This window comes from Lentzea cavernae (assembly GCF_014653695.1).
Classification (GTDB): domain Bacteria; phylum Actinomycetota; class Actinomycetes; order Mycobacteriales; family Pseudonocardiaceae; genus Lentzea; species Lentzea cavernae.
Map to the genome: position 1 here is coordinate 127,657 of NZ_BNAR01000004.1, position 21,651 is coordinate 149,307.

Sequence of the window (21,651 nt, forward strand, 5' to 3'; positions counted from 1 at the left end):
GCTCAGGTGCCGAGCTGTTGGTCGATGAAGGCGAAGAGCTCGTCGTCGGACGCCTCGGTGAGGTCGGTCCGCGCCACAGCTCCGCGGGAAGTCGTTGGTGCGGAGCCGAACTCCGCGACGAGCGCGTGCAGGCGCTCCAGGACGGCGGCGCGCGCCTCGGTGTCGCCGAGGCCGCCCAGCACGTCGGCGGCTCTGTCGAGGTCGCGCAGCAGGGCTTCCGCCGCGCGCTCGGGGCCCGCCACCTCGCCCCACAGGTAGTCCGCGAGCGCCAGTGGTGTCGGGTGGTCGAAGACCAGGGTCGACGGAACCGACAGCGACGCCGCGGCGTCCAGGCGGTTGCGCAGCTCGACCGCGGTCAGCGAGTCGAAGCCGAGCTCGCTGAACGCGCGGTCCGGTTCGATCGTCGTGCCGCTCGGGTGTCCCAGGACCTTGGCGACGACCTCGCGGACCAGGTCGAGCAGCAGACGGCGCTGCTCGGGCTCGATCAGCCCGGCGAGCCGGTCGCGCAGGTCCGGCACCACCGTCGCGGCAGGACTCTCCGCCTGCGGGCGGGGAATCTCCGCGAGGACCGGTGCCGGGCGCGAGGTGTCCAGGTAGGCGGGCCAGTCGAAGTCCGCCACGGTCACCGCGGCGTCGTTCGCGGCCAGCGACTCGACCAGCGCGTCGACGGCGGCCCGCGGATCCATCGGCCGCAGTCCCATCCGGCGCACGCCCTCGTCGAGCGCGCCGGCCATGCCGCCCTCGGCCCACGGACCCCACGCCACCGCCGTGGCGGGCAGCCCGTCGAAACGCCGCTGCTCGGCCAGTGCGTCGAGGTGGGCGTTGGCTGCGGCGTAGGCCGCCTGGCCGCCGTTGCCGAGCACCCCGGCGACGGAGGTGTAGAGCACGAACGCGTCCAGGTCGAGGTCCTGGGTGAGGTCGCCGAGGTGGTGCGCGGCGTCGACCTTCGGCCGGGCGACGGCGTCGAACCTGTCCGGGGTGAGGCCCGCGATCAGGCCGTCGTCCAGGATTCCGGCGGTGTGCACGACGACCCGGAGGTCGTCCAGCTCGGACACGACGGAGGCCAGTGCCTCGCGGTCGGCCGCGTCACAGGCGTGGACGCTCACCCGCGCACCGAGTCCGGTGAGTTCCGCGGCGAGCTCACGCGCTCCGGGAGCGTCCTCTCCCCTGCGCGACAACAGGACCAGGCGTTGCGTGCCCGCCGCGACCAGCCGCCGGGCGACCACCGCGCCGAGCGCACCCGTGCCACCGGTGATCAGGGCGGTGCCGCTCGTCGTCCACGTTCCCGTGGCGGGCTCGGCGGGGACGAGGCGGCGGGCGTGGACGCCGGACGGGCGGATCGCGACCTCGTCCTCGTTGCCGGACAGGACTTCCAGCAGCCGCGCGACGGAGCGGGCGTCCGGGACCTCCGGCAGGTCGACGCAACCACCCCAGGAACGGGGTTGCTCGATCGCGGCGACGCGGCCGACACCCCACACCCCGGCCTGCTCGGGCGAGGTGACGCGCTCCTGCGCGCCGATGGCGACCGCTCCCCTGGTGGCGCACCACAACGTGGTGTTCTCCCGCACCAACGCGGCGGCTTCCTTGCCGTTGCCGGCGAAGGCGAGGACGTTGCCCTCGCGGGCGTCGGCGGCGCTGACGACGGTCGTCCCCAGCGCTTCGGCGGCGGCCTGCGCCCAGGCGTCGTCCTGATCCGCGACGACCGTCCACGGTCCTGGCGAGCCTGCTTCGGTCGAGATGGGTGTCCACCGGATGCGGTGGCGCCATCCGCTCGCCCGCTCGACCCGTTGCGGCGCGAGCCAGAACCGCTCCCGCTCGAACGGGTAGGTCGGGAGGTCGACGGTCTCGGCGCCCGCGAACATGCCGGCCCAGTCGAGCTTGACGCCGTTCGCGAACAGGGTGGCCTGCGCCTGCGCGGCGGTGGTGACCTCGTCGCGGTTCTTGCGCTGCACGGGCAGGAACAGCCCGTCAGGGACGCAGTCGGGAGCCAGCGCGGACAGCGCCGCGTCCGGGCCGATCTCCACGAAGCGGCGGACACCCGCGCCGTGCAGGGTGGCCATGCCCTCGGCGAAGCGGACGGTCCCGCGGACGTGCCGCACCCAGTACTCCGGGTCGGTGACCTGCTCGGCGGTGGCGACCGCGCCGGTGAGGTTGGAGATCAGCGGGATCCGCGGCGCGGCGTGCTCGACGTCGCGGGCGATCTCCCGGAACCCGGCGAGCATGTCGTCCATGAGGTGCGAGTGGAACGCGTGGCTGACCGCGAGCCGCTTGGAGCGCTCGAACCGGGCTGCCATCTCGGTGACGGCCGCCTCGTCGCCCGACAGCACGAGCGACCGCGGGCCGTTGACCGCCGCGATGCTCACGCCCGGCAGCAGCTCGATCTCGTTCTCCGCGGCCACGACCGCGACCATCGCGCCGCCCGCCGGCAACGCCTGCATGAGCTTGCCGCGGGCCGCGACCAGCCTCGCCGCGTCCTCGAGCGACCACACGCCCGCGAGGTGCGCTGCGGTCAGCTCGCCGATGGAGTGGCCGAGCAGGTAGTCGGGCCGCACGCCCCACGACCTCACCAGCTCCGCGAGCGCCACCTCGAACGCGAAAAGCGCGGGCTGGGTCACCGCCGTCTGGTCGAGGGCCTCCGGCACGGTGCCGTGCACGACGTCCAGCAGCGAGAAGTCGGTGTGCTTGTCGAGGTGTGCCGCCACCTCGGCGAGCTTCTCCGCGAACACCGGGTGGACGGACAGCTCCCGGCCCATGCCGAGTCGCTGCGCCCCCTGACCGGTGCACAGGAACGCGATCTTGCCGGTGCTCTGGGCGCCGGTGATCACCTCGGGTGAGTCCGCACCGGACGCCAGGGCGGCCAGCCCCTCCTCCCCGAAGACCACCGCGCGGTGCGGGAGCGCGGCGCGACCGGTGGCGAGGGTGAGGGCGACGTCCACGGGGTCGAGCCCGGGCACCCGGCGCGTCAGGCGCTCCGCTTGGCGGCGCACCGCCTCGGCGCTGGTTCCGGAGAGCACCCAGGGAACGCGGGCCGGCGTTTCGGCCGTGCGCACACGGGCCGCCCGCGCCGGCGCCTCGCGCAGGACGACGTGGGCGTTGGTGCCGCTGATGCCGAACGACGACACCGCCGCGGTGCGCGGGTGTCCGGTGGCGGGCCAGTCGCGGTGTTCGGTGAGCAGGCGCCCGTTGCCCGAGTCCCACGAGATGGCCGACGAGGGTTCGGTGACGTGCAACGTGCGCGGCAGCTCGCCGCGGCGCAGCGCCTCGACCATCTTGATGATCCCGGCGGCTCCGGCGGCGGACTGGGTGTGCCCGATGTTGGACTTGATAGAGCCGAGCCAGAACGGCTCCGCGCGGTCCTGGCCGTAGGTGGCCAGCAGGGCGTCGGCCTCGATCGGGTCGCCGAGCTCGGTGCCGGTGCCGTGCGCCTCGATCGCGTCGACCTCGCCCGCGGGCAGGCGGGCGTCGGCGAGTGCGGCACGGATGACGCGCTGCTGCGACGGGCCGTTGGGCGCGGTGAGACCGTTGGACGCGCCGTCCTGGTTGACCGCGGAGCCCTGGATGACCGCGAGCACGTGGTGACCGTTGCGCTCGGCGTCCTCGAGCTTCTCCAGCAGCAGGATTCCCGCGCCCTCACCGAATCCGGTGCCGTTGGCGGAGGCGGAGAAGGATTTGCAGCGGCCGTCCGGGGAGAGCGCGCGTTGCCGGGAGAACTCGACGTAGGTGTCGGCGATGGCCATGACGCACACACCGCCGGCGAGCGCCATCGAGCACTCGCCGGTGCGCAGCGCCTGCACGGCGAGGTGAACGGCGACCAGTGACGACGAGCAGGCGGTGTCGACCGTCAGCGCCGGCCCCTCCAGGCCGAGGGTGTAGGCCACCCGGCCGGACAGGACGCTGCCCTGGGTCCCGTTGCCCAGGAAGCCCTCGACGCCTTCGGGCAGCTCCCCGACGCCGACGCCGTAGTCGCCGTACATGAGCCCGGCGAACACGCCGGTCTTGCTGCCCTTGAGCGTCGTCGGGTCGATCCGCGCGTGCTCCACGGCCTCCCAGCTGACCTGGAGCATCAGCCGTTGCTGCGGGTCCATCGCGAGCGCCTCGCGCGGCGAGATCCCGAAGAAGTTCGGGTCGAAGTCGCCGGCGTCGTGCAGGAAGCTGCCCTCGCGGGAGTACGAGGTGCCGCGGTGGTCGGGGTCGGGGTGGAACAGCTCGCCGAGGTTCCAGCCGCGGTCGCCGGGAAACGCCGACACCGCGTCGGTGCCGGACGCGACCAGGTCCCACAGCGCTTCCGGCGAGTCGACTCCGCCGGGGTAGCGGCAGGCCATGCCGATGATCGCGACCGGCGCGTGGGCGTCGTCGGCCAGCTTCCGGTTGCGGGCGGCCAGCCTGGTGCTCTCCTTGACCGACTCCCGCAGTGCCGCGACAAGTTCTTCGTTGGAGGGCATCAGGAGTTCTCCGAACCGGGGGTGAGTGACAGGAGCTCGTCCTGGGTGGCCGCCATGACGCGCTTCACCAGTTCGTCGGCGTCCAGCTCGTCGATCAGGTCGGCCTCTGCGGACACCTCGTCGGCGACCGGGACGTCCACCTCGGCGACCGGCTCGGCGAGTCCCGGCAGCAGCGAGAGGACGAAGACGGCGACCGCGCGGGGCGACGGGTGGTCGAAGACGACCGTGGCGGCCAGGCGCAGCCCGAACGTCGTGTTGAGCTTGTTGCGCAGGTTCACGGAGCTGAGCGAGTCGAAGCCCAGCTCGGTGAACGCGCGCTCCGCGTCGATCAGCGCTCCGGAGCTGTGGCCCAGCACGTCGGCGACCTGCTCCAGCACGGCCTCCAGCACCGCGTCCTGCCGTTCGGCGGCGGGCAGCGCGGCCAGGCGTTCGACGAGGGAGCGTTCCCGCGCCTCGCGGGAGGTCGCGTTGCGCCGCCCGGCCGTGCGCACCAGGCCGCGCAGGACGGCCGGGATCTCGGTGGTGCGCGCCAGGCGGTTCAGGACGGTGAAATCGATCTTCACCGGCACGGCGAGCGCGTCGTCGACCGCCAGCGCGGTGTCGAAGGCGCGCATGCCCTCCGCGCGGTCCAGCGAGCCGAAGCCGTCCCGGCCGAGGCGATCCACCTGGGTGTCGTCGAGGTGGACCGTCAGACCCCGGTCCTGCTGCCACGGTCCCCAGGCCAGCGACAGCGCGGCGAGACCGCGCGCGCGGCGGTGGGCGGCCAGGGCGTCCAGGAAGCTGTTGGCGGCGGCGTAGCTGCCCTGCCCGGGAGAGCCGAGGACGCCGGCGGCCGACGAGTACAGGACGAAGTGCCGCAGGCCCATGTCCTTCGTGAGCTCGTGGAGGTGCCATGCCGCGTCGACCTTGGGGACGAGCACGCCCGCGAGTCGTTCCGGGGTGATCGTGGTGACCACGCCGTCGTCGAGCACACCCGCGACGTGGACCACGCCGGTCAGCGGGTGCCCGGCCGGGATGCGCCCGAGCACGGCGGCGACGTCCTGCCGGTCGGCGGCGTCGCAGCGCTCCACGACGACCTCCGCGCCCAGAGCCGTCAGTTCGTCGCGCAGCTCCGCCGCTCCCGGCGCGTCGAGCCCGCGGCGGCTGGTCAGGACCAGGTGCCGGACGCCGTGCTCGGTCACCAGGTGCCGGGCGGCCAGCGCTCCCAGGTCCCCGGCGCCGCTGATCAGCACGGTGCCGTCCGGGTCCCACGTCGCCGGGTCGTCAGCGGCCGCAGCGGGCACCAGGCGCGGCACCACCAGCTCACCGCCCCGTGCGGCGACCTGGGGCTCACCGGTCGCGAGAGCCTCGCCGACCGCCTCGGCCGGGCCGTCGACGAGGACGAACCTGCCGGGGTTCTCCGACTGGGCGGAGCGGACCAGGCCCCACACCGCGGCGGAGGCGGGGCACGGTGCACCGGGATCGGTCGCGCCGCTGGTCCGCACGACGAGGGTCGCCGCGGCGAACCGCTCGTCCTCGAGCCAGGTGCGCAGGACGCCCAGCACGTTCGCGGTGAGCCGGTGCGTGTCGGCGACCGGGTCGTCGCCGGGCAGCGCCGAGTACACGACGTTCCCCTCGACGGCACCGGCGGGCAGGTCGGCGTGGTCGGTCCAGGGCTGGGTGTTCTGAGCCCGCGTGCCCTGCCACTCGACCGCGTACAGGTTCTCCCGCGCGTCCGCGCTGCGCAGCTGGCCCGCGGTGACGGGCCGGACGGCGATCGACTCGACGGAGATCACCGGCTGCCCGGCGTCGTCGACCGCGGTCAGCGTTCCGGAGCTCCCGTCCGCGCCCGTCAACCGCACCCGCAGCGTGCGGGCACCGGTGGCGTGCAACGTGACACCGCCCCAGGAGAACGGCAGAGCGGGGGACTCCTCCGCACCGGAAGCCAGGAACAAGGTGTGCAGCGCCGCGTCGAGCAGGGCCGGGTGGATCGTGAAGCCGTCGGCACCGGCCTCCGGCAGGGCGATCTCGGCGAAGACCTCGCCGTCGCGCCGCCACGCCGCCCGCAGGCCCCGGAACACGGGGCCGTAACCGAAGCCGGAGCCGGCCAGGCGGTCGTAGAAGCCGTCGAGGGCGACGGGATCCGCGCCGCTGGGCGGCCACTCCCCCGGTGCCCAGTCCTCGCCGGTGGCGGTGGGCCGCAGCCACCCGTCCGCGTGGCGGGTCCACGACTGCCCCGCGGGGTGCCGGCTGTGGATGGAGATCGACCGGCGGCCGTCCTCGTCGGAGTCGCCCACGACCACCTGCAGGGCCAGGGAGGCCTCCGGGGTCAGCAGCACGGGCGCGTGCAGGGTCAGTTCGTCGACCGTGCCGCACCCGACCTCGTCCCCGGCGCGGATCGCCAGTTCGACCAGCCCCGCGCCCGGCACGATCACCGTGCCCAGGACGGCGTGGTCGGCGAGCCAGGAGTGCGAGGAGAGCGACACCCGTCCGGCGAACAGCGCCCCGTCGCCGTCCGCGGGCAGGATCGACGCCTCGAGCACCGGGTGCTCCGCCGAGACGAGCCCGATCGAGCTCAGGTCGGCGGGGGCGTCGTCGTTCGCGAGCCAGTACGGGCTGTTCTGGAACGCGTAGGTGGGCACCTCGACGCGGCGAGCGCCCGTGCCGCCGAACAACGCCGTCCAGTCGATCGGCGCCCCGCTGATGTGCAGCCGGGCCGCCATGGTGGCGAGGTCCAGGTCCTCGGCGTTCTTCTTGTGCAGCGACGGGACGAACACGGCGGCGTCGGGCCGTTCCACGATCTCCATCGCGGCTGTGGTCAGCACCCCGTTGGGCCCGACCTCGACGTAGCGGGTGACGCCCTCGCGTTCGAGCAGGCCCACGGCGTCGGTGAACCGGACGGGCCGGCGGATGTGCCGCACCCAGTACTGCGGGTCGCCCACCTCGTCCGCCCCGGCCTGCTTGCCCGTGAGCGTCGAGATGATCGGGATGCGCGGCGCGTTGTACGTCAGTTCCGCGGTGGCCCGGCCGAACTCGTCGAGGATGCCGTCCATCAACGCCGAGTGCGAGGCCTGGCTGACGACGAGCTTCTTGGCCTTGCGCCCCCGGTCCTTGAACCGCTGGGCGATGACCATCGCGGTCTGTTCGTCACCGGAGATCACGACCGACGTCGGCCCGTTCAGCGCCGCGAACCCGACAAGACCGGTCAGTTCGGGCGCGACCTCCTCCTCCGAGGCCTGGATCGCGACCATCGCGCCGCCCGGCGGCAACGAGTTCATCAACCGGCCGCGGATCGCGACGATGCGCGCGGCGTCGGCCAGCGACCAGACGCCGGCGACGTGCGCGGCGGCGAACTCGCCGATCGAGTGCCCCGCCACGAAGTCCGGGACGACGCCCCAGGACTCCAGCAGCCGCGCCACCGACACCTCGACGGCGAACAACGCGGGCAGCATGTAGTCGATCCGGTCGAGCAGGGCGGAGTCCTCCGCGAACACGACCTCGCGCAGCGGTCGCGGGAGGTGGGCGTCGAACTCCGCCATCACCGCGTCGAAGATGGCGGCGAACGCGGGGTGGGCCGCGCACAGGTCGCGTCCCATGCCCAGGTACTGCGCGCCTCCGCCGGTGAACAGGAAGGCGGTCTTGCCGCCGCTCACGCTTCCCTGCAGGACTTGGTCGCTCCTGCCCCCGTCGGCGAGGACGGTAAGGCCGTCGAGGAGGCTCGCCCGGTCCGTGGCGAGGACGACACCCCGCTCGGCGAGCGCGGTCCGGCCGGTGGCGAGCGAGTACGCGATGTCGAGCGGGCTCACGGCCGGGTCCGCGTCCACAGAGGACAGCAGTCGCCGGGCCTGCGCCGCGAGCGCCTCGCGGTTCGTCCCGGACAGCACGACGGGAACGGGCGGGTGCGTGCGGCCGCGAGGCTCGTCTTCCACGACCTCGGCGGGTGCCTCTTCGAGGATCAGGTGGGCGTTGGTCCCCGAGATGCCGAAGGAGGACACGCCGGCGCGGCGCGGCTGGTCGTGGCGGGGCCACTCCTGCGCCCGCGTCAGCAGCTCGACGGAACCCGACTCCCAGTCGACGAACGGCGTCGGGTTGTCGACGTGCAGGGTCTTGGGCAGGGTGTTGTGCTGCAACGCCATCACCATCTTGATGACGCTGCCGACACCCGCGGCGCACTGGGTGTGGCCGATGTTGGACTTCAGCGAGCCCAGCCGGACCGGCCGGTCGCCGGGACGGTCCTGTCCGTAGGTCGCGAGGACGGCCTGGGCCTCGATCGGGTCGCCGAGCCGGGTGCCGGTGCCGTGCGCCTCGACCACGTCGACGTCCCTGGTCGACAGCCGGGCGTCGGCGAGGGCCTGCGCGATGACGCTCTTCTGGGCGGGTCCGCTGGGCGCGGTGAGCCCGTTCGACGCGCCGTCCTGGTTGATGGCCGAGCCCTTGATGACCGCGAGCACGTTGTGGCCGTTGCGGCGGGCGTCGGAGAGCCGTTCGAGCATCACCATGCCGACGCCCTCGGACCACCCGGTGCCGTCGGCGGACTCGGCGAACGACTTGCACCGCCCGTCCGGTGAAAGGCCGCGCTGACGCGAGAACTCCACGAAGACGCCGGGCCCGCCCATGATGTTCGCGCCGCCCGCCAGGGCGAGGTCGCACTCACCGCTGCGCAGAGCCTGCACGGCGAAGTGCATCGCCACGAGCGACGACGAGCAGGCGGTGTCCACCGAAACGGCGGGGCCTTCGAGCCCGAGGCTGTAGGCGATCCGTCCGGAGTGGACGGAGCACGTGGTGCCGGTGAGGAGGTACCCCTCCACGTTCAGCGCCTGTTCGTGCAGCCGCGGCCCGTACTCCTGCGACGAGACGCCGGCGTACACACCGGTCTTCGTGCCGGCCAGGGAGCCGGGAGCGATGCCCGCCCGTTCGATCGTCTCCCACGTGACCTGCAGCAGCAGGCGCTGCTGCGGGTCCATCGCCAGTGCCTCGCGCGGGGAGATGCCGAAGAAGTCCGCGTCGAACTGGTCCGCCGTGTGCACGAAGCCACCGGTGGTCGCGTAGCTGCTGCCGGAGGCCTCCGGATCGGCGTCGAACAACCCGTCGAGGTCCCACCCGCGGTTGGTCGGGAACGCCGAGATGCCCTCGCGCTCCTCGTCGACCAGGCGCCACAGGTCCTCGGGGCTCTCGACGTCACCGGGGAAGCGGCAGGCCATCCCGATGATCGCGATCGGCTCCCTGTCGCGGGACTCCGCCTGGCGCAGGCGCGTCCTGGTCTGCTGAAGGTCCGCGGTCAGCTTCTTCAGCAGACCGACCAGCTTCTCTTGATCCGCCATTTCACAACCTCAAAAAGGAATGTTGACCAGGACAGGGGGCCGTGCTCGTTCAGGAGAGGCCGAACTCTCGTTCCAGGAAGTCGACGAGCTCGTCGGCCGACGCGTCCGCGAAGTCGCCGCCCGCGGCCTCGTCCGGACCGGCGGCCGCCGCCGAGAACGTCGACAGCAGCTCCTCCAGCCGCAGCACGATCGTCAGGTGGCCGCCGTCCTCGCCGTCGACCGCCAGCAGGCTCGTCTCCAGGCGGTCCAGCTCCGCGAGCACCGCGGCCGCGGACAACCTGGCGGCACCCTGCGGAGCCAGCAACTCCCTGAGGTGCGCCGCGAGCGCGACCGTCGTGGGGTGGTCGAAGACGGCCGTCGCGGACAGCCGCACCTCCGCCGCGGCGTTGATCCGGTTGCGCAGCTCGACCGCCGTCAGGGAGTCGAGGCCGATGTCCGTGAACGGCTTGGTCGTCTCCAGCACGGCCACGTCGCTGTGGCCGAGGACGGCGGCGGCGTGCCCGCGGACGAGGTCGACCAGGAACGTGTTCTGCTCGGTCTCCGTCAGGGAGGCGAGTCGTTCCGCCAGCGAGGACGACTGGGCCGCCTCGGTGACCCGGCGGGGTGCGGCGCGACCGAGGTCGTGCCACATCTGGTTGATCTCGTTGTGCCGGGCGAACTTGCGCAGTGCGGCGCGGTCGAGCTTCACCGGGACGGCGACGGGCTCGTCGGCACGCAGCGCGTCGTCGAACAGGGCCATGCCCTCGGCCGTGGCCAGTGCGCCGAAGCCCTCCTGTTCCATCACGTCCAGGTCGGCGCGGGACAGGGCGGCTCCCATGCCGTCCTCCCACAGGCCCCACGCGTGGGCCTGGCCGACGTGGCCGCTGCCGCGGCGGTGCTCGGCGACGGCGTTGACGAAGGCGTTGGCCGCCGCGTAGTTGGCCTGTCCCTCGGTGCCGGTGATGCTGGTGATGCTGGAGAACGCGACGAACCGCGCCAGGTCGAGGTGCCTGGTCAGCTCGTGCAGGTGCCAGACCGCGTCCACCTTCGCGCGCTGCACCGCGTCCAGTCGTGCCGGCGTGAGCGATCCGAGCAGTCCGTCGTCGAGCACACCGGCGGTGTGCACGACAGCGGTCAGCGGCCGGTCCCGCCCGATGTCGTCCAGCACGCCGGCCAGCGCGTCGCGGTCGGCGGTGTCGCAGGCGGCGATGGTCGCGGTGGCTCCGAGCCCGGCCAGTTCGGCGCGCAGCTGCTCGGCGCCCGGCGCGTCCGCTCCGCGGCGGCTGATCAGCAGGAGGTGGCGGATGCCGTGCTCGGTCGCGAGGTGCCGTGCGACCGCGCTGCCGAGCGCACCGGTGCCGCCGGTGACGAGGACCGTGCCGTCGGGGTTCATCGGCCTGGGCAGGGTGAGGACCACCTTGCCGACGTGCTTGGCCTGGCTGATGAAGCGGAAGGCCTCCTGCGCCTGGAAGACGTTCCAGCTCTTGGTCGGCAACGGCGTGAGCTGCCCCCGTTCGAACAGCTCGTCCAGCTCCGCCCAGATCTCCGCGATCCGGTCCGGTCCCGCGTCGATCAGGTCGAACGCCCGGTAGGTGACCTGGCCGTACCGCGCGCTGATCTCGGCGGCGTCGCGGACGTCGGTCTTGCCCATCTCCACGAAGTGACCGCCGGGGGTGACCAGGCGCAGCGACGCGTCCACGAACTCGCCCGACAGCGCGTTGAGCACGACGTCGACACCGCGTCCGACGGTCGCCGCGCAGAAGATGTCCTCGAAGTCGAGGTCACGCGACGACGCGATGTGCGGGTCGTCCAGCCCCGCCTCTCGCAGGACGTCCCACTTCCCGGTGCTCGCGGTGCCGAAGACCTCCGCACCGAGGTGCTGCGCGAGCTGGGTCGCCGCCATGCCGACACCGCCCGCGGCGGCGTGGATCAGGACGGACTGGCCCTTCTCGAGCCGGCCGAGGTCGCACAGGCCGTAGTACGCCGTCAGGAACACCAGCGGCACCGCAGAGGCCTGTTCGAACGTCCATCCGCGCGGCATCCGGGTGACCAGCCTGCGGTCGGCGTCGGCGACGGGGCCGATCCCGCCGATGACCAGTCCCATCACCCGGTCGCCCGGACGCAGGTCGGTCACCTCGGAACCGACTTCGAGCACCACGCCGGCGGCCTCGTTGCCGATCGTCCCGGCGTCTCCGGGGTACATGTCGAGCACGGTCAGCACGTCGCGGAAGTTCAGCCCGGCGGCACGGACGCCGATGCGCACGTCACCGGGCGCGATCGGTTCCAGCACACCGGGGTTGGACGTCAGGACCAGGTGGTCGAGCGTGCCCTTGCCGGACATCCCCAGCACCCACGCGTCCGTTCCCGGCGGGGGTGAGAGCCGGTCCTTGGCCGCGGACACGATCCGCGGCGCGAGGACCTGGTCGCCGCGCACGGCCACCTGCTGCTCCCCCGACCCGATCAGCCTGCCCAGCAGCTCGTGCCCGATCGCCGCGCCGGGTTCGGCGTCGACGAGCAGGAAACGGCCGGGGTACTCCTGCTGCGCGGTGCGGACGAGACCCCAGACGACCGCGGTCGCCGGATTGTCCACAGTGGACTCGACGGCAACGGCGCCCTCGGTCACCACGACGAGCTGCGAGCCCGTGCAGCGGTCCTCCGCCACCCAGCGCTGGAGGACGTCCAGCATCCGGTGGGACAGCCGGCGCGCCGCTTCGGGCACCTCCAGCTCGTGGTCCACCGGCATGTGAAGGACGACGTGCGCGGGAGCTTTGCCTTCGACAGCCTCGTAGTCCGTCCACTCGGCCGCGTCGCCGAGCACGACCGGCGCCCACTCCACGCGCAACGACCAGTCGTTCTGCTTCTGCGACTGCAGCCCCTCGGCGGAGATCTCCTTCAGCACCAGGGACTCCACGGTCATCACCGGCTCGCCGGCGCTGTCCGCCACCCGGATCGACCAGGTGTCACCGCTCTCCTCGCGCAGTCTGACCCGCAGTGCACCGGCACCGGACGCGTGCAGCGTGACGCCGTTGAACACGAACGGCAGCGACAACGGCGTGTCCTCGGCCAGGCCGATCGCGTGGAGCGAGGCGTCCAGCAGCGCCGGGTGCAGCCCGTACTCCGGGTGGGTGGTGTCGTCCGCGATCGCCACCTCGGCGAAGACGTCGTCACCGAGCCGCCAGGCGGCGGTCAGTCCCTGGAACGCGGGACCGTAGGCCAGCCCGGTCCCGGCGAGCTCCTCGTACCTGCCGGTGACCGCCACCGGCTCGGCTCCTGCCGGGGGCCACTCCCGCAGGTCGAAGTCCGGCGCGGGCGCGGCGGGCACCAGGGATCCCGTGGCGTGCCGCGTCCAGGGGTCGCCGGTGAGGGAACCGCCCGTGCGCGAATGAACGCCGATGGAGCGGCGACCGTCCGCGGCGGCGGGACCGACCTGCACCCGGATGTCCACCGCGCCGGATTCCGGCAGCACCAGCGGGGTCTGGAGCGTCAGCTCCTCGACGGTGCCGCAGCGGACCTCGTCCGCGGCGCGCACGGCCAGTTCGACCAGGCACGCGCCGGGCACGATCACCTGGTCCAGCACGACGTGGTCGGTCAGCCAGCCGTGGCTCGCGCGGGAGAGGCTTCCGGTGAACAGGAACCCGTCGCCTTCCGCGAACTCGACGGCCGCGCCGAGCAGGGGGTGCTCGGCGGGGGCGAGCCCGAGCCCGGTCGTGCCGGCCCGCGTGCGCGGCGCCTCCAGCCAGTACGTCCCGTGCTGGAAGGCGTAGGTCGGCAACGGCACCCGCCGGGCGCCGGGGAACATGGCGTCCCACGTGATGGGCACGCCGTGCGCGTGCAACCGCGCGAGTGCCGTGGTGAAGGACTTGACCTCGTCGTGCTTCTTGCGCAGCAGCGGGACGAAGACGCTCTCCTCCGCGCTCTCCGCGCCCATTCCCGACAGCGAGCTGTCCGGGCCCAGCTCGACGAACCGCGTCACCCCGAGCTCCGCGCACACGGCCACCGCGTCGGCGAACCGCACGGCCTGCCGCGCGTGCCGGACCCAGTACTCCGGCGACGTCACCACACCCGGTTCCACCAGGGAGCCCGTCACGGTGGACACCATCGGCACCACCGGTTCGCGGTACTCGATCGACTCCGCCACCGCACGCAACTCGTCCAGCGCCGGCTCCATGAGCACCGAGTGGAACGCGTGCGACACCGACAACCGCGTGCACTTCCGGCCCCGCGCGGTGAGCTCGTCGACCGCCGCCAGAACCGGACCCTCCACACCGGACAGGACGACCGAACCGGCACCGTTGACGGCGGCCAGCGACACCTCGTCCGAGAGGAACTCCCCGACCTCGTCCTCGCCGGCCCGCACCGCCACCATCACGCCACCGGCCGGCAGTTCCTGCATCAACCGGCCACGCGCCGCCACCAGCCGGGCGGCGTCGCCCAGCGAGAACACCCCGGCGACGTGCGCCGCCGCGATCTCGCCGATCGAGTGCCCCACCAGGAACTCCGGGCGGACGCCCCACGACTCCACGAGCCGGAACAACGCCACCTCGACGGCGAACAACGCCGGCTGCGCCACGGCGGTCCGGTTCAGCGCGTCGGCGTCAGCGCCGAACACCACCTCGCGCACGCCCGGCAGCAACGCGCACACCTCGTCGAAGGCCGAGGCGAAGACCGGGAACTCGTCGTACAGCCCACGACCCATCCCGACGCGCTGCGAACCCTGACCGGCGAACAGGAACGCCACAGGTCCACTGAGGACCGTGCCTTCCACCACCTCGGAACCGGCTGAGCCGTCAGCGAGAACGTCCAGGGCGGCCACGAGCTCCTGCAGGTCGGCGCCGGTCACGACAGCGCGCGTCTCGAGCGCGGCGCGAGCAGTGGCCAGCGAGAAGCCGACGTCCGCCGGAGACGCGTCGGAGCCGACGAAATCGCTCAGCCGCCGCGCCTGCTCCCGCACCGCCGCCGACGTCTTGCCCGAGAGCACCCAGGCGATCCTGGAGGTGCTCTCGTCCGTCGCGCGGACGGGGACCTCCGCCTCGTCCGGAGCCTCGAGGATCACGTGCGCGTTGGTGCCGGAGATGCCGAACGAGGAGACGGCAGCTCGCCTCGGCCGGTCGGCCGCGGGCCACGGAACCTGCTCGGTCAGCAGCGACACCGCGCCGGTGTCCCACTCGACGTGCGGCGTCGGGGCGTCCACGTGCAACGTCGCGGGCAGCGTCCCGTTCCGCATGGCGAGGACCATCTTGATCACACCCGCGGCACCGGCCGCGGCCTGCGTGTGCCCGAAGTTGGACTTGACGGATCCCAGCCACAACGGCGGTCGTCCGTCACGGTCCTGTCCGTAGGTGTTGAGCAGTGCCTGCGCCTCGATCGGGTCCCCGAGCCGGGTTCCCGTGCCGTGCGCCTCCACCGCGTCCACGTCCGAAGTGGACAGACCTGCGTTGGCCAGAGCCTGCCGGATCACCCGCTGCTGCGACGGGCCGTTCGGCGCGGTCAGACCGTTCGACGCGCCGTCCTGGTTCACCGCGGAGCCTCGCACGACGGCCAGTACCTCGTGGCCGTTGCGCCGCGCGTCCGACAGCCGTTCCAGCACGAGCACGCCCACACCTTCCGACCAGCTGGTGCCGTCGGCGGCGGACGCGAAGGACTTGCTGCGCCCGTCGGCGGCCAGGCCGCGCTGGCGGGAGAAGTCCACGAACGTCTCGGGTGTCGCCATGACCGTGACGCCGCCCGCGAGAGCCAGCCCGCACTCCCCCGAGCGCAGCGCCTGCGAGGCGAGGTGCAGGGCGACGAGCGACGACGAGCAGGCGGTGTCGACGGTGACCGCCGGCCCCTCCAGCCCGAGCGTGTAGGCCACCCGGCCGGACAGCACGCTGGCCGAGGTACCGGTGCCGATGTACCCCTCGACCTCCTCGGGGATCGCGCCGAGGCTGTGGGCGTAGTCGTAGTACATGACCCCGGCGAAGACGCCGGTCCTGCTGCCCTTCAGGGACGTGGGGTCGAGTCCGGCGTTCTCGAGTGATTCCCACACGACCTCCAGCAGCAGGCGCTGCTGCGGATCCATCGCGAGCGCCTCGCGCGGGGAGATGCCGAAGAACTCCGCGTCGAACGCGTCCGCTTCGTGCAGGAACCCGCCTTCGCTCGCATAGGAGGTGCCCCGGTGGTCGGGGTCGGGGTGGAACAGGGTGTCGAGGTCCCAGCCGCGGTTGACCGGGAAGCCGGAGATCGTGTCCGTGCCCGACGCGACGACGGTCCACAGGTCCTCGGGTGAGCCCACGCCACCCGGGAAGCGGCACGCCATGCCGACGATCGCGATCGGCTCGTCCGTCGCGGCCGTGGTGAGGACCGGAGCGGTCGGGTCGGGCTCGTCGCCGGAGAGCTGGACGTGCAGGAACGTCGCGAGCGCGGCGGGCGTCGGGTGGTCGAAGACCACCGTGGCCGGGAGCCGCACACCGGCGGCGGCGCTCAGGTTGTTGCGCAGCTCGATCGCGGTCAGCGAGTCGAAGCCGAGGTCGGTGAAGGCCTTGTCCTGGTCGACGCGCTCCGCGGAGGCGTGCCCCAGCACGGCGGCGACCTGGGCGCGCACCATTCCGAGCAGCGCCTTCTGGTCGGCGTTCGTCCCGGCCTGACGCGCGCTCGCCGCGGGAGAGGTTGCGGTGGCGCGCCGCGACCTCGTCCTGACGAGCCGGTCGAGCAACGGCGGGAGGAGGGCGTCGCGGGACCGCGCCTCGAGAGCGGTGAGGTCGAACCGCGCGGTGACGGCGAGCGGGAGGCCGGAGGCCAGCGCCGCGTCGAACAACGCGAGGCCTTCGTGCTCCGCCAGCGCCGGGAAGCCCTGCCGGGCGGCCCGCTCGGCTTCCGCCGGTGCCAGACCGCCGCCCATGCCCAGCTCCCACAACCCCCACACCAGGGACTGGGCCGGCAGGCCGTTCGCGTGGCGGTGCAGCGCGAGTGCGTCGAGGAAGCTGTTGGCGGCGGCGTAGTTGCCCTGCCCTGCGCCCTCGAAGAGTCCGGACGTGGAGGAGTACAGGGCGAACAACCGCAGGTCGAGGTGGCTGGTCAGCTCGTGCAGGTGCCAGGCGCCGTCGACCTTCGGGCGCAGCACGGCCTCGACGCGCTCCTCGTCGAGCGACGTGACGACGCCGTCGGCGAGTGAACCCGCGGCGTGCACCACGCCGACGAGTGGACGGTCCGCCGGGACGGCCGCGATGACGGCTTGCACGGCCGCGCGATCGGCGACGTCGCACGCGCTGATCGTGACGTGGGCGCCGAGCCCGGTGAGCTCCGCGCTCAGTTCGGCGGCTCCCGGCGACTCGGCACCGCGGCGGCTGGTGAGCACCAGGCTCGTCACGCCGTGAGCGGTCACCAGGTGCCTGGCCAGTGCTGCTCCGAGCCCGCCGGTGCCACCGGTGATCAGAACGGTGCCTTCGCCAGGCAGGGCCGGCTCGGCGCCGACGGCCGCAGGGGCGCGCACGACACGGGGTGCGAGCAGAACGCCTTCGCGCACCGCCACTTGGGCTTCACCGCATCCGGCGGCGGCACCGACGAACTCCTCGGGGCCGTCGAGGAGGACGAACCGCCCGGGGTGTTCGGCCTGGGCCGAGCGCACCAGACCGCACACCGCCGCGGAGGCCACGCCGGTCACGTCCGGCCCGGCCGCGCCGGTGGTCACCACGACGAGACGCGAGTCCGCGAACCGGGCGTCGGAGAGGAAGTCCTGCACGGCCGCGAGCACGGTGCGGGTCGCCTCGCGCACGCCGGCCGGACCGTCGCTACCCGGCGAGACGACGAGGGCGAGCACGCCAGGGGCGGAGTCCGCCGTGCCGTAGGCAGTCCACGCCGGTGAGGTCCCTGCGGGCACGGACACCCAGTCCACTGTGTACAGACTGGTGGTGACGACGTTCTGCGTGGACGGCGCACGGGACACGAGCGAGTCGACCGTGAAGACCGGCGCACCCGCCGGGTCGACGGCGTGCAGGCCGACCTCGTCGGCGCTCTTGACGGTGATCTTGACGCGGAGAGATGTCGCGCCGGTCGCGTGCACCGACACGCCGGACCAGGAGAACGGCAACCGCGCCCGGCCGTCGTCGTCACCGGCTCCACCGAACCCGATGGCGTGCAGGGAAGCGTCGAGCAGAGCCGGGTGCACGGCGAAGTCCGCCGCGGCGATCCCGGCCGACTCCGGCAGGGTGACCTCGGCGAACACCTCGTCCCCCGCGACCCACGCGCCGCGCAGTCCGCGGAAGACGGGACCGTAGGCCAGACCGGTGGCGGCCAGGTCGTCGTAGACGCCGTCGAGCGGAACCTCGCGCGCTCCCGCAGGCGGCCACGACGACGACCACTGTTGCGGCGCCGACGCCTCCACGGCCAGTGCACCGGAGGCGTGCAGGACCCACTCGCCGGACTCCGGCAGCCTGGAGTGCACGCTGATCGCGGACCTGCCGGCGGAGTCGGCGGCACCCACCCGCAGCTGCAACCGCACGGAGCCGGACTCCGCGAGCACCAGGGGCGCCTGCAGGGTCAGCTCCTCGACTGCGGCGCAGCCGACCTCCTCGGCCGCCCGCACCGCGAGGTCGAGCAGCACGGCCCCCGGGACGACGACGCGGTCGAACACGACGTGGTCGGCCAGCCAGGGGTGCGTCGCGAGGGACAGCCGTCCGGTGAGCAGGTGGCCTTCCCCGTCGGCCAGTGCGACGGTCGCGCCCAGCACCGGGTGGTCACCGGGCTCCAGGCCCAGCGTGGCCGCGTCGGTCGCGGCGGATCCGGACAGCCAGAAGTGCTCGCGCTGGAAGGCGTAGGTGGGCAGCTCGACGGTCCTCGCGGACGCGGGGAACACCGCGGCCCAGTCGACCCGCGCGCCGCGCACGTGAGCGTGGCTCAGTGCACTGAGCGCTTCGATCTCCTCAGGACGGTCGCGGCGCAGCACGGGCCGGACCAGCACGTCGGCCTCGTCGGTCAGGCAGTCCGCGGCCATCGCGGAGAGCACCCCGTCGGGGCCCAGCTCCAGGCACGTCGTGACACCGGCCGATTCGATGACCCGCACTGCGTCGTGGAACCGCACGGCCTGGCTGACATGTGCCACCCAGTAGTCCGGTGTGGACAGTTCCTCGGGGTTCACGAGACGCCCGGTGACCGTGGAGACGAACGGGATGGCCGGGGCGGAGAAGGAGAGGAACTCGAGGAGCAGGCGGAACTCGTGCAGCATCGGCCGCATCAACGGCGAGTGGAAGGCGTGGCTGACGTTGAGGCGCTTCGCCTTGCCGCCCTGGGCCTGCCACCGGTCGGCGATCTCCAGGACGACGTCCTCGGCGCCGGAGAGCACGACCGAGCGCGGTCCGTTGACCGCCGCGATGCCCGCCGCGTCCTCGTGTCCGCTCAGCAGGTCCAGCGCTTCTTCCTCAGTCGCGCGCAGCGACACCATCGCGCCGCGCACCTCGAGCTCCTGCATCAGCCGCCCGCGGGCGGCCACCAGGGTCGCGGCGTCCTCGAGGTCGAGAACCCCCGCCACGTGCGCGGCGGCGATCTCCCCGATGGAGTGCCCGCTGACGCAGTCGGGCTTCAGTCCCCACGCCTCGAGCATCCGGTACAGCGCGACCTCGATCGCGAACAGCGCGGGCTGGGCGTAGGAGGTCTGGTCGATCAGGGCGGCGTTCTCACTGCCCTCCTCGGCGAACAGCACGTCCAGCAACGGGACGTCCAGCTGGATGTCGAGGTAGCCGCACGCGTCGTCCAGCGCACGGGCGAACACCTCGTCGCGCTCGTACAGCTCGAGTCCCATCGCGCGGCGCTGAGAACCTTGACCCGCGAACAGGAAGGCGAGGCCGCCGGTGCCCGCGACGTCCCGCAGAGCCGGGGTGGTCGTGTCGAGCACGGCGTCGAGGCCCGCCAGCAGCTCGTCCCGATCGCGGCCGACGACGGCGGCGCGGTGCTCGAGGGCGGCGCGGGTGGTGGCGAGCGACAGTCCGACGTCGGCCGGGCTCAGCGCCGGATCGTTGCCGACGAAGGCCTTCAGCCGTTCGGCCTGGGCGCGCAGGGCGTCCTGCGTCTTGCCCGACAACACCCAGGCGACGGCGGTGTCCCCGACGTCGCCGGTCCGCTCGTCCTCCGCGGCCGGCGGTTCTTCGATGATCACGTGGGCGTTGGTGCCGGAGATGCCGAAGGACGAGATCCCGGCACGGCGCGGGCGGCCGGTGGCAGGCCACGGCTGCGCTTCGGTGAGCAGCGAGACGGCGCCCGCCGACCAGTCCACGTGGGACGTCGGCCGGGTGAGGTGCAGCGAGCGCGGCAGGGATCCGTGCCGCATCGCCATGATCATCTTGATCACGCCCGCGGCGCCGGCGGCGGCCTGGGCGTGGCCGATGTTCGACTTGATCGAACCGACCCACAGCGGAGCGTCGGCCTCGCGGTCGCGGCCGTAGGTGGCGAGGATCGCCTGCGCCTCGATCGGGTCTCCCAGGCGGGTGCCCGTGCCGTGCGCCTCGACGGCGTCCACGTCGGCGGCGACGAGCCGGGCGTTCGCGAGCGCCTGGTGGATCACGCGCTGCTGCGCGAGGCCGTTCGGCGCGGTGAGGCCGTTCGAGGCGCCGTCCTGGTTGATGGCGGACGCGCGCACGACCGCGAGCACCGGGTGGCCGTTGCGCCGGGCGTCGGAAAGTCGTTCCAGGGCGAGGACTCCGGCACCCTCGCCCCAGCCGGTGCCGTCGGCCGACTCGTCGAACGGCTTGCACCGGCCGTCGGGTGCGAGTCCCCGCTGGCGGGAGAAGGCGATGAAGTTGCCGGGGCTGGCCATGACCGCCACACCACCGGCCAGCGCGAGGTCGCACTCACCGGACCTCAGCGAGTGCGCGGCGAGGTGCAGTGCGACGAGCGAACCCGAGCAGGCGGTGTCCAGGCTCAGCGCGGGACCCTCGAGGCCGAGGACGTACGCGATGCGACCGGACACCACGCTCGTCGCGTTGCCGGTCAGCAGGTGGCCCTCGGAGCCTTCGGGCGCGTCCGCCAGTCGCGGCCCGTACTCCTGGGGCTCCACACCGATGAACACACCGGAACGGCTGCCGCGCAACGAGGACGGGTCCACACCCGCGCGTTCCAGTGCCTCCCAGGAGACCTCGAGCACCAGGCGCTGCTGGGGGTCCATCGCGGTCGCCTCACGCGGGGAGATCCCGAAGAACTCGGCGTCGAACTCGCCTGCCGCGTCCAGGAACCCGCCGTGGCGGCTGTAGGTCTTCCCGGCTTTGGACGCGTCCGCGTCGAAGATCCCCTCGACGTCCCACTCGCGGTCGGCGGGGAAGCCGGTCACGGCGTCGACGCCCTCGTCGACCAGGCGCCACAACGCTTCCGGCGAGTCGATCATCCCCGGGAACCGGCAGCCGATGCCGACGATCGCGACGTCGTCGTCGTGCTCGATGGGCCGGAACGCCGACGCGGCACCGAGTTCGTCGTCACCCGCGCCCAGGCGCGCGGCCAGTGCGAGCGGGTTCGGGTGGTCGTAGACGACGGTCACGGGCAGTTCGAGACCGGTGGCCGCGACGAGACGCGCGTGCAGCTCGACCGACGCCAGCGAGTCGAACCCCAGGTCGAGGAACGACCGGGTGCCGCTGCCCACGGCCGGTGCGCCGGGCACCATGTCGGCGAGAACCTCCGCGGTCACGCGCATGACGAGATCGCGCAATGCCTGTGCCGCCCCGCCCGAGTTTCCCGCGGGCAGCTCGTTTCCCCGGTCCCCCACCTCGCCGGTGGCAGGACGGAGGTCATCGAACTCGCTCAAGTGCGCACTCCCCAACTACTCCGTGGGACGTCAGTGATGGCGAACATTGCAAGCGATCCCGGCAAAGCACATCGGGACGCAGAACTGCCGTAACGTAATCACAGCCCGAGTACCCGCGGGATGTTGAGATTCCATTCACCGGCCACTGGAGAAGAACTCACCATCCGGG

The 21,651-nt window shown here is 72.9% G+C and carries 1 protein-coding gene and 2 pseudogenes; all 3 read right to left on the reverse strand.

What is annotated here, in order from left to right; all coding sequences use genetic code 11:
- Positions 1-2 precede the first annotated feature (2 nt).
- Positions 3-4,439: pseudogene (locus IE307_RS14660) on the reverse strand (type I polyketide synthase); the annotation flags it as partial.
- Between the two features lie 2 nt (positions 4,440-4,441).
- Positions 4,442-9,742: pseudogene (locus tag IE307_RS14665) on the reverse strand (type I polyketide synthase); the annotation flags it as partial.
- A 49-nt stretch (positions 9,743-9,791) separates the two neighbouring features.
- Complete coding sequence (locus IE307_RS14670; protein ID WP_191298493.1) at positions 9,792-21,482, reverse strand: type I polyketide synthase; 11,691 nt, start codon at positions 21,480-21,482, stop codon at positions 9,792-9,794.
- Positions 21,483-21,651 lie beyond the last annotated feature (169 nt).